Origin of the sequence: Saccharopolyspora erythraea (assembly GCF_018141105.1) — a bacterium.
Classification (GTDB): Bacteria; Actinomycetota; Actinomycetes; order Mycobacteriales; family Pseudonocardiaceae; genus Saccharopolyspora_D; species Saccharopolyspora_D erythraea_A.
In genome coordinates this window covers 6,625,726-6,645,586 of record NZ_CP054839.1, presented here as the reverse complement: position 1 = coordinate 6,645,586, position 19,861 = coordinate 6,625,726, and the positions used below count along the sequence as shown (strand labels likewise).

The following is a 19,861-nucleotide window of genomic DNA, read 5'->3' as shown; positions in this document are numbered from 1 at the left end:
CGCGGCGCTGGGGGTGTCCGCCATGCCTGACCTGACCAACCTGCTGGTCGTGACGGTGGTCGCGCTGCTGGCGCCGTTGCTGCTCGGCATGGCTCCGCGGGTGCGCGTGCCCTCCGTGGTCCTGGAGATCGTCGCCGGCGTGGTGCTCGGACCGTCGGTCCTCGGGCTGGTGGAGGTCGACGAGGCGGTGCGGATCGTCGCCCTGCTCGGGCTGGCGTTCCTGCTGTTCCTGTCCGGCCTCGAGGTCGACGTGCACCGGTTGCGGGGCTCGCTGCTGCGCACGGCGCTGCTCGGCTACGCCCTGACGATGGTCCTCGGCGTGCTGGCCGGGTTCTCCTTCGGCGCGGCGGGCTGGGTGCGCGACCCGCTGCTGATCGCCGTCGCGCTGTCGGCGACCTCGCTCGGGCTGGTCGTGCCGGTGCTCAAGGACGCCGGCCGCGCCGAGGACGCGACGGGCCAGACCACGATCGCGGCGAGCTCGGTCGCCGACTTCGCCGCGGTGGTGCTGGTGTCGCTGCTCTTCTCGGTGTCGGAGACGACCCCGGCCGAGCGGCTCGCGTTCCTGGCCGTGTTCGTCCTGTTCGTGGCCGCCATCGGTGTCGCGGTCGCGATGGCGGGCCGGTGGTCGCGGCTGGACGAGGTCTTCCTGCGCCTGCAGGACACCACCGCCGAGCTCCGGGTCCGCGCCGCGGTGGCGCTGCTGGTGGCCTTCGTCGTGCTCGCCGAGGCGTTCGGGCTGGAGAGCATCCTCGGCGCGTTCCTGGCGGGTGCGGTCGTGGGCCTGATCGACCGCGACACCAGCACGCACCCGCACTTCCGCACCAAGCTCGACGCCATCGGCTACGGGTTCCTGATCCCGGTCTTCTTCATCTCCAGCGGGGTGACGCTGGACCTGCGGGGGCTCGTCGAGGAGCCCGCGGCGCTGCTGCGCGTCCCGCTCTTCCTGCTGGCGTTGCTGATGGTGCGGGGCGTGCCCGCACTGCTCTACGCGCGGTCACTGGGAACGCGTTCGGCCGTGGCTGCCGGGTTCCTGCAGGCCACGTCGCTGCCGTTCCTGGTCACCACGACGCAGATCGGCGAAGCAGTGGGCCTGATCGCCCCGGTGACGGGGGCGGCGCTGGTCTGCGCGGGCCTGCTGTCGGTGCTGCTGTTCCCCAGCACCGCGCTGGCCCTACTGCGCCGGGACCGCCGCCCGACGTAGGAAGCAGTCTTTGGACTCGCCTTGCGTGGCGGTTCCGGTGGCGGAACCTCAGGCGTCCTCTGGCTCCGGGATCTTTTTCTGACGTATCACGCATACGCGGCGAAAAAGCTGTCCTCGCCAGAGAACGCCGGAGAACCCGCGACGGTGCCGGTTGCGAGGGTGGGCCAAGCGGCTGACGCCGCTTCAATGATCGACGACAGGTACTCAGGCACCCCCTGCGCCGGGACCGCCGCCCGGCGTAGATGTCCGGCGGGTCAGCCCGGGTCGTGCGCTGCCATCAATTCGGCCAGGTGTGGGTGCGCGCCGCGCAGGTCGGCGCGCACCCGGGCGCGGACGTCGGGCGGCATGTCCTGGCTGAGCTTGAACGTGCTACGCACCGAGGTCACCCGCACCCGGAACGCGACGACGTGCCCGGCGAGGGCGGCGAACTTCTCCCGCGACGCGGTCATGTCCCACGCCGGGTCGCGCAGGTCTTCCAGCGCCCGCACGGTTTCCTCGACCACGCGCAGGCATCCGGCCGCGTCGCCGACCAGGTCCACCGAGCCGGTGACGTGCACGGCGGCGTAGTTGAGCGTGGGCACCGCGGGCTCGAACCCGTAGGCGGAGGGCGAGACGTAGCCGTGCGGGCCGGAGAAGACCAGCAGCACCTCCCGACCCGCGGTGAACGACCGCCACTGCGGGTTCGACCGCGCCATGTGCCCCGGCAGCGTCGTGCCGTCCAGTACGCCCGGCGGCGGCCGGTCCTGCGGGAACACCACCGGGACGTGGCTGCCCACGGGCGCGCCGGTGCCCTCTGCGCTGACGACGACGGCGAACGGGTGCCGCCGCACCAGGTCGACCTCCGCGCTCTTGGAGGGCGCCGCGTAGCGGTCGAACACGTGCATGGACTCTTCGTTCCTTTCAGCGCCGGGCCGGTCAGCGCCCGGCCCGTCAGCTCCCGGCCTGCGGCGAGCAGTGCCCCGGGGAGGGCGGCGGGACGTCGAGCGTCGGGTTGCGGTCGAAGAACCCGGCCGGACGCAGGGTGAACCCGCAGCTGTCGACCGGCATCACCGGCCAGTCCTCCGGCCGCGGGAAGTGCGTGAGCCCGAAGGTGTGCCAGACGACGAGGTCGGCGCCGTCGATCGGCCGGTCCGCCGCCGCGTACTCGGGCAGCCCCGCACCCGGCGCGCTCTGGTTGACCAGGTCGCCCGCCGGGTACCGCTGTTCCTCGTCGTGGCGGGTGACCCACAGGTGCCTGGTCGCGAACCCGGCCCTGCCGTGGATGGCCGAGGACTCGTCGGCGAGCAGCACGGGCTGTCCCTGCGGGACGAGCTCGTAGCCCGTCGGCCGGCCGAACCGGTTGTGCCGGTCCGGGTTCACGACGTGCCAGACCCGGCCCCGGCCCGGATCGGCCATCCGCACGGCCTCGCCTTCGGTGCGCAGGCGCCTGCTCGCGCGGCGGAACGCGTTGCCGTGGGGGTTGTCCGGCCCGATGGGCACGCGCTCCACCTCGACCTCGTCAACGGCGTTGAGCGGGCCGTCGACCGCCATGTCCAGCCGCACGTTGAACAGGTGCTGGTGGTAGGGCGCGGCCAGACCGGGCGCGACCTCCGTGGCGTGCGGTGCGATCCGCTCGTCGTAGCGGGCGGTGAAGACCACGCCGGTCGCCTTGCACTCCAGCTCGATCGTGCCGTCGAGGTAGAGGTACCAGTAGAAGCCGTAGTCGTAGTTGCCGACGGTGGTGAAGAAGGAGACGACCAGCCTGCGCTGCCTGCGCGTCTGCCTGCTGCGGTTGGCCGGGTCGGTGTGCTTCCACAGCACGCCCGCGTCCTCCTCGTGGACGCAGACGGCGTTGGTCAGCGTCACCGGTTCGCCGGCGCCGTTGGCGACGACGGCGTCGAGGTAGGTGATCTCGCCGAGGCAGTCGCAGCCCAGCTCCAGCGAGTTGGCCAGCCTGCCGAGCTGGTACTCGCCGGTGTCGAAGTAGTTCTGCCAGAAGCGGATCGGGCCGGGGTCGGCGTAGGGCACGACCATCTCGGCGACCGACGCACGGTGCAGCACCGGCCGGTCGCGGTCGCCGTCGCGGAACCGGACCTGGTGCAGGACCAGGCCCTCGCGCATGTCGAAGCCGACGCGCAGCGTCCAGTTCTCCCACCGCAGCTCGTGGCCGTCGAAGGCGAAGCTCGGGCCTTCGGGCTGGGTGATCTCGATGGGGCGCAACGAGGTCCGCAGCGGTCCACGCACCTCGGGATCGTCGTAGTCGCCGGACTCCTGCGGGATCGGCACCGCGCCGGTGTCGACGATCTCGACGACCTCGCGCTCGATGAGATCCACGTGGGCGACCAGGCCGTCCACCGGATGCGCCCAGACCATTGTGGACTCTTCGGGTCGCCAGTGCGCCAGCACGCGCACCGTCCGCCTGCGTCCGTCGTCGCCGGAGAACCGCCCAGCCGACAGCGCGGCGAGGAAGACCTGCGCGGGATCGTCGATGCCGCGCTTGCGCAGGGCGGCGCACCAGCCTTCGTCGGCGGCCACGATCTCGCGCACCCGGTCGTGCTCCTCCAGCAGGACCGGGACCTGGCCCGCGGTGGCGGGGTCGATCGGGTGCCGGGACACGACGGCGCCGCCGGACAGGCTCACCCGCACTTCCTCGGCGTCGCCGCTGGCGATGTCGAGCAGCAGGACCCGAACGTCCCGTGGTACCGGCGAACCGTCCTCCTCGTACCGCGCGAGCGCGTCCTTGGCGGGATCGAGCAGCCCCAGGTACGACACCCTGGTCGAGGTGCCCATGATCCCGGCTGCTTCGAGGATCTCGCGCGTGCGGACGATTTCCGGCGCGCTCAGCGGCGCGAGCGGGTGGGAGGGGGTCTCGTCGGTGGGCGCTTCGCCGGGGTCCTGGTGTCGGCATCCGGTCACGGTCGTCCCCTTGTCTGCCGCGTGGGCCGGTCACTCGAATGCCGGAACGTTCCGGCATCGGCTGTCCAGCAGGCTAGCCCGGCGGTGCCGGTGGGTCAACGGACTCCAGGTAGCGCCAGGGTTCTACGAATGGTCCGTTCGGGTGTGACCTTGACGGGTGGGCCACGTCACCGTTTAATCGTCGCCCATGTCGGAACGTTCCGGCATGTGTGCTGGACCGGCACGGCGGCCACGTTCGCAGCGGAAGGTGAGGCCACATGCGGATCACCAGGCTCCTCTGCGCTGTGCTCGCGGTCGTGCCGGTCGCGGCTGCCTGCTCCGCGGTCGAGCATCACGAGCCCGCCCCCACTTCCTCCGGGCTCTCTCGCCGTCGTCGACGAGAGGGCACGCGCCGGTGGCGTCCTCCAACTCCAGATGCCGGCGGACAACGGTGCCGCGACCGGGCTCGACCCCCAACTCGCCGACGTGGCCACGTCGGGGCGGCTCATATCGCTGGTCAGGACCCCGAGTACTCACGACAACTGCTGGAGGCGCTGTGAGCGGCAACGACCCGCGGATGGCAACGCCCTCGCGCTTCGCGCGGGGTGCGCCGGGCAACGACGACGTCGTGCTCGACCCCCAGCCCAGTCCCGGTCACCGGTCGGTCCGGTTCGACATGCCCGGCGTGTTCGTCGGCACCGCCGAGTACCCGGAGGGGCCGACCGGGTGCACGGTGATCCACGTCCCGGCCGGTGCCCGGACCGCGGTCGACGCGCGCGGCGGAGCGGTCGGCCTCAGCGGCGGCTACCGCTACCACGAGGCGATCGTGCTCGCGGGAGGGTCGGTCTACGGCCTGGAAGCGGCGGCAGGCGTCAGCTCGGAACTGCTGTCACGGGTGCAGAACCAGACGCATTGGGCCGCGCTGCAACACGTCTCCGGTGCGGTGATCTACGACTTCTCCGCCCGCGACACCGCCATCGCACCGGACGCGGCGCTGGGCAGGGCCGCGCTGCGCAACGCCGAAGCAGGCGCGTTCCCTGTCGGACGGTGCGGTGCGGGGCGTTCGGCATCAGTCGGCAAGATCGACTTCGCCAGGGCGGAGTTCGCCGGGCAGGGCGCGGCGTTCCGGTCGTTCGCCGAGATGAAGGTGCTGGTGGCCACCGTGGTCAACGCGGTCGGCGTGGTCGTGGACCGCCAGGGCGAGATCGTGCGCGGCAACGTGCACCCGCAGACGGGGGAACGCCGCTTCCCGGCCGAGGACTTCGCGGCGGGGGCGACCGGCGGGCCTCAGGTGCACACACTGGCCGGCAACACCACGCTCACCGTGCTGGTCACCAACGTGCGGCTGACCGACGTCGCGCTCGGCCAGCTCGCCACCCAGGTCCACAGCTCGATGCACAGGGCGATCCAGCCCTTCCACACCGAGATCGACGGTGACATCCTGTTCGCGCTCACCACCGACGAGGTCGATCTCACCGGCACCACCGCCACCGGGCTCGGGGCGCTCGCCTCCGAACTGGCCTGGGACGCGGTGCTCAGCAGCGTCGAGTGAGGCGGGTCCGCGGCGGCCCCGGGCACGAGGAGGTCTCGAATGTCCTTGCCAGTCCACCGGTCCGGCGAGCTCGACCCGGCGGAGCGAGGGCGTGGTTTCGGCCGCGCGTGGCGGGAACAGGTACGGCGTTCCTACGCCGGCTACGCCGAGCTGTTCGCCGCCGTCGGAGCTTCCGGCATCCGCGGCTGGAGCGAGCAGGCATACGCCGAGACCGCGGCGTGGGCGCCCGCGCTCGCGGAGGAGATCGCCGGGGTGGCGGAGGGGTGCGGGCTGCCGGAATGGCAGGTCGCCGCGCTCAACGCGCGCACCGAGATCCTGGCCGCCGCGGCGAGCAACGGCGAAGGCGAGTGCTCCACGTCGGTCGTGCTGCCCGGCACCGGACTCGCCCCGCGCACGGTGCAGACCTGGGACTGGCACGACACCCTGGGCGACGGCATGGTGATCTGGTCGCTGGAGCCCCGCGCCGGACACCGGGTGCACACGTTCACCGAGTTCGGCGTGCTCGGCAAGATCGGGGTGAACAGCGCGGGGCTCGGCGTGCACTTCAACGTGCTGCGGCACGTGCGCGACAGCGCTGACATCGGGGTGCCGGTGCACGTGGTCGCACGTCGCATCCTCGACGAGGCGAGCACCGTCGGTGAAGCGGTCGCCATCGCGGGCTCGGCCCGCCTGTCGGCGTCCTCGCTGATCACCGTCGCCACCTTCGACGGAGAGCGCGGTGAGGTGCGCGGTCTGGAGCTGTCACCTGCGGGAGTCGCCGAACTCGAGCCGGACGGCACCGGAATCTTCCTGCACACCAACCACTTCCTGGACGCCGAGCTGAGCGCGGGGGAGCGGACCACCGAAGCGGAGTCGAGCACCTACCAGCGGCTCGCCCTGCTCCGGCGGCGCACGCACGGCCTTTTCTCCGACGACCCGACCGACCGCGCCCGCGCCCTGCACGCACACCACGCGGACGGCGCACCGGTGTGCGCCCACGCGGATCCGGCGCTGCCCGCGCACCGGCGCTGGCAGACGCTGGCGACGCTCACCCTCGACCTGGCCGCCGCCCGGCTGGGCGTGCACGACGGCGGGCCCTGCGGAGTCTCGGCGCAGAGCTGGCAGTGGACTCCCGCGGCGCGGCGAGCGACCGCACCGAAGAGCTAGACCCCCGCGATGTTCCACAGTGGATACCGGCCGATATCCACTTCGGGAGAGTGGGCTCCCGGGCTAGCCTAGGTGCTTGATCGTTCTGCCCGTCCGCGTTCGCCCGGAGGATCTCCTTGAGCACTGGAATCAAGACCGCCGTCGTCACCGGAGCGGCGAGCGGGATCGGGAAGGCGCTTGCGGAGGAGCTGCGCGCGAGGGGCACCGACCTGGTGCTGGCCGACGTCGACACCGACGCGCTCTCCGAGGTCGCGACGCGGCTCGGCGCCACCGGGGTGACCACGGACGTCTCGGACCAGGCCGCGATGGACGATCTCGCGGCGAAGGCCCCGGACGCGCGGCTAATCTGTCTGAACGCCGGGGTGGTGGGCGCCTCGCTCGGCGCACCGTGGGAGGTCCCGCCCGGCGAGTGGGACCGGGTGTTCGGCGTCAACGTCGCGGGTGTCGTCAACGGGCTGCGCGCCTTCGTGCCGAGGTTGCTCGCGTCCGGCGAGCGTGCTCATGTGCTGATCACCGCGTCCCTGGCGGGACTGGCGGTGTTCCCGGGCGGGGGAGCGTACGGGCCGTCCAAACACGCGGTCACCGCCGTCGCCCAGCATGCGGCCATGGCCCTGGCCGGCACACCCGTGCGGGTGAGCATGATCTGCCCCGCGCTGGTGTCCACCGGGATGTCGTCGGAAGGGGCCGATCCGGCCGATGTCGCCCGCGAGGCGCTGGGGACCCTCGACGACGACGGGGTTTTCTCCGTCGTCCCGGCGGAGTGGCGGACTGCCGTCGTCGAGCAGGCGGAACGGCTCGCCTCCGGCCGGACGCCCAAGCCTCCGACCCCGTGCTGACCTCCCGGGGGCCGCTCCGGCAGTGGACTTCCGTGGTTCGGCGGGCGACGTTCGTTGCGGTCGCTCGCGCCGATCGGCAGTCTTGACCGCGATGAGGTGGTGGGCAGGCAGATCCAGGTCGCGGCGGATTCTGGCGTGGCTGCTCGCCGTGCTCGCGGTCGCACTGGTGGCGGCGGTGGCGGTCGTCGTGGTGTGGTTCCCCTCGCTCGCGGCCACGACGTGTCCCGGCTGCTATGGGCTGGAGCGGGTGGCGCCGGGCCTCCACGCGGAACCCGGACCACCGGCGTCGCATAGGCAGCAGGTGATCTCCGCGGTGGAGCATGCGAACCGGCGCGTCGACCGCTTCTATGGCGGCAGGGTGAGCTCCCCGCGGATACTCGCCTGCCTCACCGACGACTGCTACCGGCGGATCGGCGGAGGCAGGGAACGCGGCATCGCCGTGCTGAACAGCGCGGTGATGCTCTCGCCGCGCGGCGTGGACCCGGTCATCGCCTCGCACGAGATGTCGCACGTCGAACTGCACACCCGGCTGCACTCGGAAGGTGCGCGGGTTCCGCAGTGGTTCGACGAGGGCCTGGCCGTCCTGGTCTCCGACGACCCGCGCCATCTCGCACCGGCGACGGCGCCGGACCGCTGCCTGGTACCGGCGGAGGGACCGCTCCCGGTGACCTTGGACGACTGGCTGAAGGCCGCGGCGGCCGACCCCCGCACCTACGCCAAGGCGGCGTGCCGAGTGGACGGCTGGGTCACGGCCCACGGCGGATCGCACGCCGTGCTGGACCTCGTCCGACGTCTCAACGCGGGCGAGGAGTTCCACGCGGTCACCGGGATGTGAATGGCTCGACCAGCCGTCGGCGTCCTTCCGTCGATTCAGTCCCGCGGTGCCGTCGACCGCCGCTCCACCAGCCCTATCGGCAGATCGCGCACCGCGCCTTCGTCCGCCGTTCCCGCCAGCAGCTCGAACAGCAGCTCGGCGCAGGCGGCACCGGCTTCGCGCGGGCGCAGGTCGATGGCGGTGATCGGCGGATCGGTGTGCGCCAGCGGGCCGCTGTCCACGCACGCGGCGAGCAGCACGTCGCGCCCGACCTCCCGGCCCGCCTCACGCAGCACCGGCAGGGCGGCCGCCGCCGAACCGTCCGGTGCGCAGACGAGCGCGTCGATGCCGGGTTCGGCGGCCAGCAGCGCGCGGATCTCGTCCTGAGTGACCTCCGACGGTGCGCCGTAAGGCAGCTCGCGCAGCCGGACGGCGGTTCCCCTGCGCTCGCACCACTCGCGGTAGGCGCGCTGCAGGATCGCGCCCCAGTCGGTGATGGTGCTCGACGCCAGCAGCGCGGGCCGCGAGGCCCCGGTGTCGTGGAGCCGGTCGAGCAGCCGGGACAGCATCGCGGCGTGGTCCGAGCGGACGGTCCCCGCCGGTTCGGCGTCGCCGGTGAACCGCTCGCAGGTGACCACGGGCACCGCCGACGCCAGCAGGCCGTGCACGACCGGGTCGGTCACCAGCGGGTCGCCGAGCACCACCCCGTCGAGGCGGTGGAACGCGGCCCGCGCCCTGGCGCTGCGCGAGGTGAGCAGCGTGACGTCGTAGTCGTGCCGCGACGCCTGGTCGATCACGCCGAACACGAACGACATGTAGTACTCGGAGCGCGTCAGGACCTCCGGCAGGTGCAGCCCGATCGCCCCCGTCGTCGCCGCCCGCAACGACCGCGCGGAGAGGTTCGGCGTGTAACCCAGCCGGTCGGCCGTGTCGGCCACCAGCTTCCGCGTCTTCTCCGAAACCCGGCCGGACCGGCGCAGGGCGTCGGACGCGGTGGTCTTGGAGACCCCGGCCGCCCGGGCGACCTCCACCAACGTAACCGGGGCGTCTGCGCTCACCTCCCGTACGGTAGTCGCCGCACCCCGCCCGGCGAACACCGACCGCGACCGCGTTGCGCAGGGCGTTCGGCGGCCGGATCAGCCGTCTTCGTCAGCGTCGGTGGCCGGGTTGCCGCCGTTGTCCGCGTCGGTGCCGTGATCCGCCAGTTGCCTGCGCCGGCTCGAACGAACAGCGCCCGCATCGCCGAATCCCCTTGCCGCAACTGGTCAAACGGGGAGGTCGCGTGCCAGGAACGGCAGTACGCGGGGGAGTACGCCGGCCGAGTCGTTCCAGCCGCGCACGTGGTCGGCGTCGGGCAGGGAGAAGAACGCCGCGCCCGTCCGCTCGGCGAAGATCCGCATCGGTTCGTGCCAGGGGTCGGCGGTACCGGCGTACATGAGCATCGGGACGTCGGCGGCGGCCAACTCCGCGTGCAGGCCCGGCTCGCGCGAGTACGCCGCGTAGTTGGCCCGCAAGGCTGTCGAGTCGGCGGCTTCGATCACGGCGGCGAATGCGGGATGGGCGAGGGCTGCGCGTTCCACGAGCGGGTACGGGTCGGCGTCCGCCGGGAGGCCCAGGGCGCGCAGCATCGGGTCGATCGCGGAGCGGAAGCCGTCGAGGGGGTCGAACGCGCCGGCGACCAGGCGGGTCAGCCGCTCGGGAGCGTGCACGGCTACCGCGTAGCCGGTGAGCGCCCCCAGCGAGTAGCCCCAGAACGCCGCCCTCTCCACACCGACCGCGTCGAGCACGGCGGTGACGTAGTCGGCGCGGCGCGGCAATGCGTATGCCGCCGGGTCCCGCGGAGCGTCGCTGCCACCCAAGCCCAGGGGGTCCACCGTGATCACCGCATGGGTCGCCGCCAGCGTCGAGGAGTAACCGGCCAGCGACCAGTGCGCGCCGACCTGGAACATGCCCGGGTGCAGCACGAGCGGCGGACCCTCGCCGAAGACTTCGTAAGAGATCCGGAGACCGTTGCTCCGTGCGACGGGCACTGCTGCTCCCTCACGTCTTTCCCAGCGAGGCCCGGAAACTCAGAACCCGACGGTGGTTTCGTGGACGTGCTGCCAGCGGAAGCCGTTGGGAGCGGCTGGGTCCTGGCGGAGGACGGCCGTGGTGCGGCGCTGGGTTGTTCCGCCGTGGTGGCGGTGGGTTTCGCGGAAGCGCACCACCGCGAGGCCGGGAGACGACGCCACGAGTTCGATGTCGTCGACGCCGATCTCCAGGCCGGGGGCGGTGTTGCGGGCTTCGGCCAGCCCGCTGAAGAGATCCTCGGCGGCGAGGGCCGCGCCTTCCGCGGTGGTCATGGTGAAGCCGGGCGAGTGCGACTCGCGCAGCTCGTCGAGAACCGACGAGTCGCACTCGGTGCCCAGCCAGCGTGCGAGCAGGCGGTGCTGCCGCTCGACTTCGGCCGCGACGCGCCCGGCGAGGTCGGTCACCAGCCGCGCTCGCGCCACTCGGCGAGCTTCGGGCGCTCGGCGCCGAGGGTGGAGTCGTCGCCGTGCCCCGGGTAGAACCAGGTGTCGTCGGGCAGCTCGGCGAAGACGCGGGTCTCGACGTCGTCGATCAGCGAGCGGAAGTCCTCCGGCGACGTGGTCTTGCCGACCCCGCCCGGGAACAGCGAGTCGCCGGTGAACAGGTGCGGGTGACCGGCCGGGTCGCGGTAGAGCAGGGCGATCGAACCCGGCGTGTGCCCGCGCAGGTGGATGACCTCCAGCGCGGCCTCGCCGACCTGGATCGTCTCGCCGTGCTCGACCAGGCGGTCCGGCGGCACCGGCAGCTCCGCCGCGTCGGCCGGGTGGGCCATGGTGTAGGAACCGGTCTGGCCCGCGATCGACCCCAGCGCCTGCCAGTGGTCGCCGTGGCGGTGGGTCGTGACGATCGTGCGTAGGCGCGGGCGCTGGTCGTCGTGGCCGAGCAGGTCGGCCAGCCGCTCGGAGTCGTTCGCCGCGTCGATCAGCAACGCGTCGCCCGTCCGGCGGCAGACCAGCAGGTAGGCGTTGTTGTCCATCGGGCCGACAGACATCTTGGTGATGGTCAGCTCGTCCAGCTCGCGCCGGGCCGGAGCGCCGCCGGCCTCGACGTGTCCCGTGTACTGTCCTCGTGGCTCCACGCCAGCGAGCCTAACGGCAGGTGGAGGCGCGGCTCACGTCAGCCGTGGGTGAGTTTCCCGCGCGGCGGATCATCCGCCCGGCCCAGGCAGCGGGCCATGCAGCCGCCGACGGCCTACACAGCGGGAAGCGACCACACAGCGGACGGACGGCCGCCCAGCCGACCACGCCGCCCAGCCGACCACGGCGGATCAGCAGCCGGACTCCCGAGCTACGGCGTGTTGCGCATGGGACAACCGCGCACTTCCGTTGCGGGAGAACACAGAACGGCCCCGGAACCAGGCCCTCAGAGCCAGGGCGGCAGGGTCGGCAGCGGGTCGCCGGTGAGCCGCTCGCCGCTGGTGCGTCCGAGCAGCCACCCCAGCATCGCGCCGGGGTCGCCGTGCACCTGGCTGGGCCGCGACGTCGTCCCGCGCAGCTCCCAGCTGCGCTCGCGCCCGTCGAAGTCGACCACGACGGTGAGCGCGGGCACATCGTGCCTGCCGCCGAACTGCTGGACGACGTCCTCGAGGACCTCCTCGACGTCGGGGCGCGGGATGTCGTCGAATCCGAAGCCGTGGTCGAGGTCGACCAGGTGCACCCACACCTCCAGCAGCCGCCCGCGCAGCACCCCGTGCGCCGGGATCGGGTCGCCCGCGCCGTCGAGCACCTCGGCGGTCCACGCCCACACCGGCAGTTCGCGGGCGGCGCGGGCGAAGCGCTCGCACGACGCCGCGAGGTCCTCCAGCAGCAGCTGCCTGCCGCGCACCGCGCCCTCGTCGATGTCGGCGTCGCGGTCCGACGCGCTGGCGTACATGGGGTGCTCGACGCCTGTGCGCGCCCACCGCAGCAGGTTCAGGAACCCGTCGGCATTGCGCGCCACGTGCGATATGACGTGCGCCCGGGTCCACCCCGGCAGCAGGCTCGGCCTGTGGATCGACAGCTCGTCGAGGCTCCTGGCGGTCTCCATGAAGCGGTCGCTGGCCTGCTCGATGGCGGCCAGTGCGACCGAGGTCCGGTGGGCTAGCTGCGCGGCGCCGGTGGTGCTTTCGATGTTGCTACGGTCGCCGGCCCCGAGAGCGATGTCAGCCATGGGTCGTCCTCGCTTCAAAAGGGGATTGCCGGTGCTGCACGCCGGTGAGGTTTCGAGCGTAGATGCGAGGGCGCCGAGGCCGACAGTGCCCATTCCGGGGTAATTTTGCGTATCGTCGGACGAGGCCCCGGCGCGGTGACGCCGTCCTCACGGTCGGTCACTCGTTCAGGTGACAGCGGGTGACAGTGGACACAGGTCACGCGGTGGTGGACCGGACGCGATCCGAGACTGTCGGTGCCCCCGAATAGCATTGATGTGCGACGTCCTGCAGGCGTTTCACCCCGGCGCCGACCGCGGTGCGGCACCCGGCGCACCACCACCGGTGCGCGGCCGTGCACCACTGCGGTGCCGATGCCGGTGTCTCGCTCGGGACGTGCCCGCTGACCCGTTGGGGCCGGCACCGCCTCCTGCCCACACCCGGGCCCGTCCGACACCGGGCCCGCACCGCCGGGGGGTCGCACCCGACCCGGCGAGAACTTCGAAGGGATTGCAGTGGCTGACCGCCTTGTCGTCCGCGGCGCCCGTGAGCACAACCTGCGCGGGATCGACCTCGACCTGCCCCGGGACAGCCTGATCGTGTTCACCGGGCTGTCCGGCTCCGGGAAGTCGAGCCTGGCTTTCGACACGATCTTCGCCGAGGGGCAGCGACGCTACGTCGAGTCGCTGTCCGCCTACGCCCGGCAGTTCCTCGGGCAGATGGACAAGCCCGACGTCGACTTCATCGAGGGCCTGTCCCCGGCGGTTTCCATCGACCAGAAGTCGACCAGCCGCAACCCGCGGTCCACGGTGGGCACCATCACCGAGGTCTACGACTACCTGCGGCTGCTCTACGCCCGCGCGGGCAAGCCGCACTGCCCGGTGTGCGGCGAGGCGATCAGCAAGCAGACCCCGCAGCAGATCGTCGACCAGGTCCTTGCGATGCCCGAGCGCACCAAGTTCCAGGTGCTGGCGCCGGTGGTGCGCAGCCGCAAGGGCGAGTACGTCGACCTCTTCGAGAAGCTGCAGTCGCAGGGCTACGCCCGCGCGCGGGTCGACGGCGTGGTGCACCCGCTGGAAAACCCGCCGAAGCTGAAGAAGCAGGAGAAGCACGACATCGAGGTCGTGATCGACCGGCTCACCGTCAAGCCCAGCGCCAAGCAGCGGCTGACCGACTCGGTGGAGACCGCGCTGCGGCTGGCCGACGGCCTGGTACTGCTGGAGTTCGTCGAGGTCGAGGAGAACGACCCCCACCGCGAGCGCAAGTTCTCCGAGAACCTGGCCTGCCCCAACGGACATCCGCTGGGTGTCGACGAGCTGGAGCCGCGGTCGTTCTCGTTCAACTCCCCCTACGGCGCCTGCCCGGACTGCGTCGGCCTGGGCATCCGCAAGGAGGTCGACCCGGAGCTGGTCGTGCCCGACGAGGAGCTGTCGCTGGAGGAGGGCGCGATCGCGCCGTGGGCCGGCGGGCACACCGCCGAGTACTTCACCCGGCTGCTGACCTCGCTCTCGGAGGCGATCGGCTTCCGGATGGACACCCCGTGGAACCGGCTGCCGACCAAGGTCAAGAAGGCGGTGCTGCACGGCACCAACGACCAGGTGCACGTGCGCTACAAGAACCGCTACGGCCGCACCCGCTCCTACTACGCCAACTACGAGGGCGTCATCCCGTTCCTGGAGCGCAGGCTGGAGCAGACCGAGTCCGACTACGCGCGCGAGAAGTACGAGGGCTACATGCGCGACGTGCCGTGCCCGGCGTGCGACGGCACCCGCCTCAAGCCCGAGATCCTCGCGGTGACGATGGAGGGCGCCGAGACCGGTGAGATGTCCATCGCCGAGGTCAGCGCGCTCAGCGTCCGCGAGTGCGCGGACTTCCTGAACGGGCTGGTGCTCGGCCAGCGCGAGGAGATGATCGCCGGGCGGGTGCTCAAGGAGGTGCAGGCGCGGCTGGGTTTCCTGCTCGACGTCGGCCTGGACTACCTGTCGCTGGACCGCGCCGCGGGCACGCTCTCCGGTGGTGAGGCGCAGCGCATCCGGCTGGCCACCCAGATCGGTTCGGGCCTGGTCGGCGTGCTCTACGTGCTCGACGAGCCCTCGATCGGCCTGCACCAGCGCGACAACCACCGGCTGCTGGAGACGCTGAGCCGCCTGCGCGACCTCGGCAACACGCTCATCGTCGTCGAGCACGACGAGGACACCGTGCGCAGCGCCGACTGGATCGTCGACATCGGTCCCGGCGCCGGTGAGCACGGCGGTCGGGTCGTGCACAGCGGGCCGTACAAGGAGCTGCTCGACAACGAGGCGTCCGTCACCGGCGACTACCTGGCGCGGCGCAAGCACATCCCGCTGCCGGAGACCCGGCGGCGCAACGACCCCAAGCGCCAGCTCACCGTCGTCGGCGCCCGCGAGCACAACCTGCACCGCATCGACGTCTCGTTCCCGCTCGGCTGTCTGGTGGCGGTGACGGGGGTGTCCGGATCGGGCAAGTCCACGCTGGTCAACGACATCCTGGCGTCGGTGCTGGCGAACAAGCTCAACGGCGCGCGGCAGGTCCCCGGCAGGCACACCCGCGTCAACGGGCTGGGCAACGTCGACAAGCTGGTGCAGGTGGACCAGTCGCCGATCGGGCGGACCCCGCGGTCGAACCCGGCGACCTACACCGGCGTCTTCGACCACATCCGCAAGCTGTTCGCGGCGACGACCGAGGCCAAGGTGCGTGGCTACCAGCCGGGCCGGTTCTCCTTCAACGTCAAGGGCGGCCGGTGCGAGGCGTGCGCGGGCGACGGCACGCTGAAGATCGAGATGAACTTCCTGCCCGACGTCTACGTGCCGTGCGAGGTGTGCAAGGGGGCCCGGTACAACCGGGAGACCCTGGAGGTGCACTACAAGGGCAAGACGATCGCCGAGGTCCTGGACCTGCCGATCGAGGAGGCCGCGGAGTTCTTCAAGCCGATCAACGCCATCCACCGCCACCTGCGGACGCTGGTGGACGTCGGCCTCGGCTACGTCCGGCTCGGGCAGCCCGCGCCGACGCTGTCCGGTGGCGAGGCGCAGCGGGTGAAGCTGGCCAGCGAGCTGCAGAAGCGCTCGACGGGCAAGACGGTCTACATCCTCGACGAGCCGACGACGGGTCTGCACTTCGAGGACATCCGCAAGCTGCTCGGCGTGGTCAACGGCCTGGTGGACAAGGGCAACACGGTGATCGTCATCGAGCACAACCTCGACGTCATCAAGACGGCGGACTGGGTGCTGGACATGGGCCCGGAGGGCGGTAACGGCGGCGGCGAGCTGATCGCGGAGGGCACTCCGGAGGACGTCGCCGAGGTCGAGGACAGCTACACCGGCCGCTTCCTGGCGCCGATCCTCGCCGAGGGCTGATCCCCGCGCCCGGACGCTTCCCGGCGCCGGAGATGCGATCCCGCCTGATCAGGATGCACGTGATCAGGCGGGACCGCCGAGGATTCGCGGGGCGGGCCGGGCGGGCGCGCCGCCTGATCAGGGCGTGGCGGGAGCGCGGCTGAAAAGCCTGCCCCCGAGGTCCACGCCCACGACGGCGCCGTCGTCGTCGCGGGTGAAGTAGCCGCGCTCTCCCTGCAAACCGCCTTCGGTGACGACGTACTCGTCGCCGTCGCCGGGCAGGAAACCAGCGGCGGCCGGCGGGTAGTCCGGGGGCATCTCGACGTCCGAGGCGAGGCGGATCGCCGGCCTGATCCCGACCCCGAGGGTGAGCCGGGAGCCGTCGGTGGCGATGTCGAGGTACATGGCGTCGTTCTCGTAGCGTCCGGCGACCTCCCGGGCCCGGGTGTCGTCGTGGGGCACCGGCTGCGGGTCCCGGTCGATCACTCCGAGGTAGTGCTCCAGCGCCCACCGGACGACGGCCCGGTTGCACGGGTGGCCGTCCGGGCCGGCGTTGGACAGCGAGACGACGGCGAAGTCGCGTTCGGGCGCGATGAGCAGCTCGGCGAACTGGCCGTTGCCCGATCCGCCGTGCCCGATGGTGCGCACCCCGCCGGCGTCACGCAGGAACCAGCAGATCCCGATGCCGTCGCCCAGGGAGCTCGCCCGCAGCGCGACCGTCTGCTCCCGCATGCGGTGCAGCGCCTCGGCGGGCAGCACGCCGTCTCCGGTGCCGAGGTGGAACCGGGCCCAGCGCAGCAGGTCGCTCACCGACGACACGATGCCGCCGCCCGGGTCGTTGCCGCGGGCGCCTGCTCGCCACGCCTTCCACGGCCGCGCGAACCGCAGTTCCCCGTCGTCGCCGCGGTTGTGCCCGACGGCGAAGGACCGGACCACGACGTCGTCGAGGTCGAAGAAGGTGTTGGACAGCCCGACCGGCTCCAGAACCAGTGCGGCGATGGCCTTCTCGAAGGGCAGGCCCGTGACCTTCTCGACGACCAGCCCGGCCAGGTTGTAGCCGGCCTGGCTGTAGGAGGCGCGTTCGCCGGGCTCCGCGATCATGGGCAGGTCGGCCATCTCGGCTACGAAACCGGCCAGCGATCCGGCCTCGTCACCGGCGTCGATGACGTTCCAGTCCAGTCCCGAGGTGTGGTTGAGCAGGTTCAACACCGTGATCTTCGCGGCGGCCCGCTCGTCGCTGAGTCGCAGTTCGGGGATGTAGCGGCACACCGGTGCCTCCAGATCCACCATTCCTTCGACGGCCAGGCGCATCAGCGCGGTCGCGGTGAAGGTCTTCGTCACCGACGCCAGGTGGAACAGCGTGTTCCCGTCGACCGGCCGCGGGTTGTCGACGCTGGTGACGCCGTGCGACGCGTGGATCTCCCGGCCGTCCGCCCACACCCCGGCGGCGACGCCGGGGATGCCGAACTCCGTCGCGGTCGCCTCGACCGCACCGGCCAGCTCGCGCTGTGTCATCGGATTCCCCCTTCGAGCACTTGAACTAAGTACAAGCAAGAACGTAGACCCGCCTTGAACAAAGTTCAAGGAAATGCCTGAACTTTGTTCAACTACGCTGGAGGCCATGCCGCGAGACACGCTGACCGCAGACCAGATCGTGCGCGCCGCGATCGCGCTCCTCGACGACGAGGGGCTGGACGGGCTCAACATGCGCAGCCTGGGCAAACGGCTCGGCGTGGCGGCCACTGCGATCTACTGGCACATCGCGACCAAGGAGGAGCTCGTCCAGCTCGCCGGCGACGCGATCTGGGGCGAGGTGGAGCTGCCCGATCTGGACTCCACCGACTGGCGGACCGCCGCGACCGCCGTGGCCACCAGTACGCACGCGATGCTCGTCCGGCACCCCTGGCTCGGGCAGGCGTTCGGCAGCTACCTGCTGGCCGGGCCGGAGAAGGCCCGCCGCGACGAGCACACGCTCGCCATCTACGAGAAGGCCGGTTTCGCCCCCGACGACGCCGACCGCGCGGCGGCCACCGTGCTGATCTTCGTGCTCGGCAGCGCCCTCGGGCCCGCGGCGCAGGTCTCCCTGACCCGGCGGCTGAACCGCGACGGAGGCAACGCCGAACAGCGGCTCGCCGAGACCATGGCCCGCAGCGCGGAGATCGCCGAGCAGTTCCCGCGGCTGCGCGAGCGCATCGGCACCCCCGCCGCCGTCGACTACGCCGCGGCGCCCGACAACACCTTCGAGTTCGGTCTGCGTTCCATCCTCGACGGCTTCGAGGCCCGCCTCGCCGAGCGCGGCGGCGGGTGACCGCCATGGCCGCCCGCGTTTGCCCCGGATCGTCGGCAGAGCCTCGACCAGTCCGTTCAACTGGCCGGGGGAGGTGCTGTCGCAGTGCCCTGTTGGCGTACTCAGAACACGACCACCGGCGGTCGTCTCTCGTGGGGCAGCGTCGGCGATGTCCAGCCGGTGTCACGAGCGGTTGTTGCGTGCGAGTGCCCGACCGATCGTGCGGGCCCCGTCGGGGAAGGCGCCGGGGTTCGGGCCGGAGTAGTTGAGCCGGAGGTAGTGCCCGGTGGGCTCGGCGGGGAACCACTCGTCGCCGGGGGCGATGACGACTCCGTCGGCTTCGCAGTCCTGGACGAGCTTCGCCGCGTCGGTGGTGTCCGGCAGTCGTACCCACAGGTTCAGCCCGCCCTGGGGCACCGCTTCCAGATGCGCGGTGGGGAGGTGGTCTCGGATGGCTTCGGCGAGCAGGTCCCGACGTGCGGCCAGCTGCTGGCGGAGGTTTCGCAGATGGGTGTGCCACGCGGGTTGGGTGACGACGTCGAGCGCAACGGCCTGGAGCATGCCGCTGACGTACATGGACACGGACTGGGCATCGGCGAGGATGCGTTCGCGCGCGGGACCGCGGGCGATGATTCCGGCGATGCGCACGGCCGGGGACACGCTCTTGGTCAGCGAGCGCAGGTACACGACGTGTCCGGCGTCGTCGCGGGCGGCGAGGGGTGCGGGGTCGGCGGTGATCCCGAAGTCGTGCGCCCAGTCGTCCTCGATGAGGAAAGCCTTGTGCCGGCGCACGTTTTCCAGCACCTGCTCGGCCAAGTCCGGTGTCCACCGAGCGCCGGTGGGGTTGGCGAAGTTCGGTTGGGCGTAGAGGGCGCGGGCCCCGGTGCGCTCGAAGGCGCGGGCCAGCTCGTCCGGGTCCGGCCCTCGGATGCCGCTGGGCACGGGCACGACCTGCACGCCCGCCTGTGTGGCGGCGAGGATCGCGCCCCAGTAGGTCGGTGACTCCACCAGTAGCGGCCGGCCCGCACCGACCAGTGCGCGGAAGGCCGTGCTGAGCCCGCTCTGGCTGCCGGGTAGCACGATCGCGTCGCTCGGTGCCGGCGGCGTGACGCCGGCCGGCGCGGCCGTGCCCAGTTCGGTCGCGAACCACGCCTGGAGCTCCGGAATCCCCGCGGCCGGGGGTCTGCTGGCGGCTGCACCGCTGCGGGCGGCGCGCGTGAACGCGGCCCGCACCAGTCGTTCGGGCAGCAGCTCCCGATCCGGATAGCCCGAGTGCAGCGCGATCACGTCGTTCGGCGCGGTGCGCAACGCGGTGGGCAGTTGCGGGGTGCGGTTCTTCGCGGACCCGAGTGCGGCGGTCTGCCATCCGTAGTCGTTCGGGCGGGCGACCCGTACCGCGCGCACGAAGGTGCCCACTCCGGGGCGGCTCTCCACTACGCCCTGGGAAGTCAACGTCCGCAACGCCTTCTGCACCGTGACCGGGCTCGCCCCGTACTGCGCCACCAGTGCCCGCGTCGACGGCAGCTTCGCGCCCGGCGGAGCCCCCGCGACCCATGAACGGAGCCCGGCGACGATCTTGGAGCTGCTATCGTTGGACATG

16 protein-coding genes are annotated in these 19,861 nt (G+C 71.8%); 7 read left to right on the top strand and 9 right to left on the bottom strand.

Going from position 1 to position 19,861, the window contains the following annotated elements:
- Positions 1 to 22 precede the first annotated feature (22 nt).
- The gene (locus tag HUO13_RS29685) at positions 23 to 1,201 is read left to right on the top strand and encodes a cation:proton antiporter (RefSeq protein ID WP_211898262.1); all 1,179 of its coding nucleotides are present in this window, start codon (positions 23 to 25) and stop codon (positions 1,199 to 1,201) included.
- A 254-nt stretch (positions 1,202 to 1,455) separates the two neighbouring features.
- On the opposite strand, the gene HUO13_RS29680 is transcribed toward HUO13_RS29685, so the two are convergent.
- Positions 1,456 to 2,085, bottom strand: coding sequence for an FMN-binding negative transcriptional regulator (locus tag HUO13_RS29680; RefSeq protein WP_211898261.1), 630 nt, complete (start codon positions 2,083 to 2,085; stop codon positions 1,456 to 1,458).
- Between the two features lie 46 nt (positions 2,086 to 2,131).
- Complete coding sequence (locus tag HUO13_RS29675) at positions 2,132 to 4,096, bottom strand: primary-amine oxidase (protein ID WP_211898260.1); 1,965 nt, start codon at positions 4,094 to 4,096, stop codon at positions 2,132 to 2,134.
- 535 nt (positions 4,097 to 4,631) lie between these two features.
- Between HUO13_RS29675 and HUO13_RS29670 the strand changes: the two genes are divergently transcribed.
- The 4 genes from HUO13_RS29670 to HUO13_RS29655 all read left to right on the top strand — a co-directional run bounded on the left by HUO13_RS29670 (position 4,632) and on the right by HUO13_RS29655 (position 8,444).
- Positions 4,632 to 5,627 carry a P1 family peptidase gene (locus tag HUO13_RS29670; protein ID WP_249124172.1) on the top strand — a complete coding sequence of 332 codons (996 nt, stop codon included), beginning with the start codon at positions 4,632 to 4,634 and terminating at the stop codon, positions 5,625 to 5,627.
- Between the two features lie 39 nt (positions 5,628 to 5,666).
- Positions 5,667 to 6,773, top strand: a complete 1,107-nt coding sequence (locus HUO13_RS29665) for a C45 family autoproteolytic acyltransferase/hydolase (RefSeq protein ID WP_211898259.1) — start codon at positions 5,667 to 5,669, stop codon at positions 6,771 to 6,773.
- A 116-nt stretch (positions 6,774 to 6,889) separates the two neighbouring features.
- Positions 6,890 to 7,609, top strand: a complete 720-nt coding sequence (locus tag HUO13_RS29660) for an SDR family oxidoreductase (protein WP_211898258.1) — start codon at positions 6,890 to 6,892, stop codon at positions 7,607 to 7,609.
- Between the two features lie 91 nt (positions 7,610 to 7,700).
- Positions 7,701 to 8,444, top strand: a complete 744-nt coding sequence (locus tag HUO13_RS29655; RefSeq protein ID WP_249124171.1) for a hypothetical protein — start codon at positions 7,701 to 7,703, stop codon at positions 8,442 to 8,444.
- Positions 8,445 to 8,479: 35 nt separating this feature from the next.
- On the opposite strand, the gene HUO13_RS29650 is transcribed toward HUO13_RS29655, so the two are convergent.
- The 5 genes from HUO13_RS29650 to HUO13_RS29630 form a co-directional block, all read right to left on the bottom strand.
- Positions 8,480 to 9,481 carry a LacI family DNA-binding transcriptional regulator gene (locus HUO13_RS29650; protein WP_249124170.1) on the bottom strand — a complete coding sequence of 334 codons (1,002 nt, stop codon included), beginning with the start codon at positions 9,479 to 9,481 and terminating at the stop codon, positions 8,480 to 8,482.
- A 207-nt stretch (positions 9,482 to 9,688) separates the two neighbouring features.
- A complete protein-coding gene (locus tag HUO13_RS29645; protein ID WP_211898257.1) occupies positions 9,689 to 10,453 on the bottom strand; it encodes an alpha/beta fold hydrolase in 765 nt (254 codons plus the stop codon).
- Between the two features lie 39 nt (positions 10,454 to 10,492).
- The gene (locus tag HUO13_RS29640) at positions 10,493 to 10,915 is read right to left on the bottom strand and encodes a hypothetical protein (protein ID WP_211898256.1); all 423 of its coding nucleotides are present in this window, start codon (positions 10,913 to 10,915) and stop codon (positions 10,493 to 10,495) included.
- Positions 10,894 to 11,571, bottom strand: coding sequence for an MBL fold metallo-hydrolase (locus tag HUO13_RS29635; RefSeq protein ID WP_211898255.1), 678 nt, complete (start codon positions 11,569 to 11,571; stop codon positions 10,894 to 10,896). The genes HUO13_RS29640 and HUO13_RS29635 overlap by 22 nt, the downstream gene beginning before the upstream one ends.
- A gap of 284 nt (positions 11,572 to 11,855) precedes the next feature.
- A complete protein-coding gene (locus HUO13_RS29630; RefSeq protein ID WP_211898254.1) occupies positions 11,856 to 12,641 on the bottom strand; it encodes a maleylpyruvate isomerase family mycothiol-dependent enzyme in 786 nt (261 codons plus the stop codon).
- A gap of 492 nt (positions 12,642 to 13,133) precedes the next feature.
- Between HUO13_RS29630 and uvrA the strand changes: the two genes are divergently transcribed.
- Positions 13,134 to 15,995 (top strand): excinuclease ABC subunit UvrA, encoded by a 2,862-nt coding sequence (uvrA, locus tag HUO13_RS29625; protein ID WP_211898253.1) that lies wholly within the window; start codon positions 13,134 to 13,136, stop codon positions 15,993 to 15,995.
- Positions 15,996 to 16,112: 117 nt separating this feature from the next.
- On the opposite strand, the gene HUO13_RS29620 is transcribed toward uvrA, so the two are convergent.
- On the bottom strand, positions 16,113 to 17,489 hold the full coding sequence (locus tag HUO13_RS29620) for a serine hydrolase domain-containing protein (RefSeq protein ID WP_211898252.1): 1,377 nt from the start codon (positions 17,487 to 17,489) through the stop codon (positions 16,113 to 16,115).
- 106 nt (positions 17,490 to 17,595) lie between these two features.
- Here HUO13_RS29620 and HUO13_RS29615 point away from each other — a divergent pair, with 106 nt between their 5' ends.
- On the top strand, positions 17,596 to 18,282 hold the full coding sequence (locus tag HUO13_RS29615; RefSeq protein WP_211898251.1) for a TetR/AcrR family transcriptional regulator: 687 nt from the start codon (positions 17,596 to 17,598) through the stop codon (positions 18,280 to 18,282).
- Positions 18,283 to 18,444: 162 nt separating this feature from the next.
- Here HUO13_RS29615 and HUO13_RS29610 read toward each other — a convergent pair whose 3' ends face one another.
- Positions 18,445 to 19,860 carry a PLP-dependent aminotransferase family protein gene (locus HUO13_RS29610; protein ID WP_211898250.1) on the bottom strand — a complete coding sequence of 472 codons (1,416 nt, stop codon included), beginning with the start codon at positions 19,858 to 19,860 and terminating at the stop codon, positions 18,445 to 18,447.
- Between the last annotated feature and the right edge of the window lies 1 nt (position 19,861).

Bases quoted from the DNA above. Each gene is read 5' to 3' on its own strand.
- HUO13_RS29685 (WP_211898262.1), top strand. From the start codon at position 23: ATGCCTGACCTGACCAACCTGCTGGTCGTGACGGTGGTCGCGCTGCTG.
- HUO13_RS29680 (WP_211898261.1), bottom strand. From the start codon at position 2,085: ATGCACGTGTTCGACCGCTACGCGGCGCCCTCCAAGAGCGCGGAGGTC.
- HUO13_RS29665 (WP_211898259.1), top strand. From the start codon at position 5,667: ATGTCCTTGCCAGTCCACCGGTCCGGCGAGCTCGACCCGGCGGAGCGA.
- HUO13_RS29655 (WP_249124171.1), top strand. From the start codon at position 7,701: ATGAGGTGGTGGGCAGGCAGATCCAGGTCGCGGCGGATTCTGGCGTGG.
- HUO13_RS29630 (WP_211898254.1), bottom strand. From the start codon at position 12,641: ATGGCTGACATCGCTCTCGGGGCCGGCGACCGTAGCAACATCGAAAGC.
- HUO13_RS29620 (WP_211898252.1), bottom strand. From the start codon at position 17,489: ATGACACAGCGCGAGCTGGCCGGTGCGGTCGAGGCGACCGCGACGGAG.
- HUO13_RS29615 (WP_211898251.1), top strand. From the start codon at position 17,596: ATGCCGCGAGACACGCTGACCGCAGACCAGATCGTGCGCGCCGCGATC.
- HUO13_RS29610 (WP_211898250.1), bottom strand. From the start codon at position 19,860: ATGTCCAACGATAGCAGCTCCAAGATCGTCGCCGGGCTCCGTTCATGG.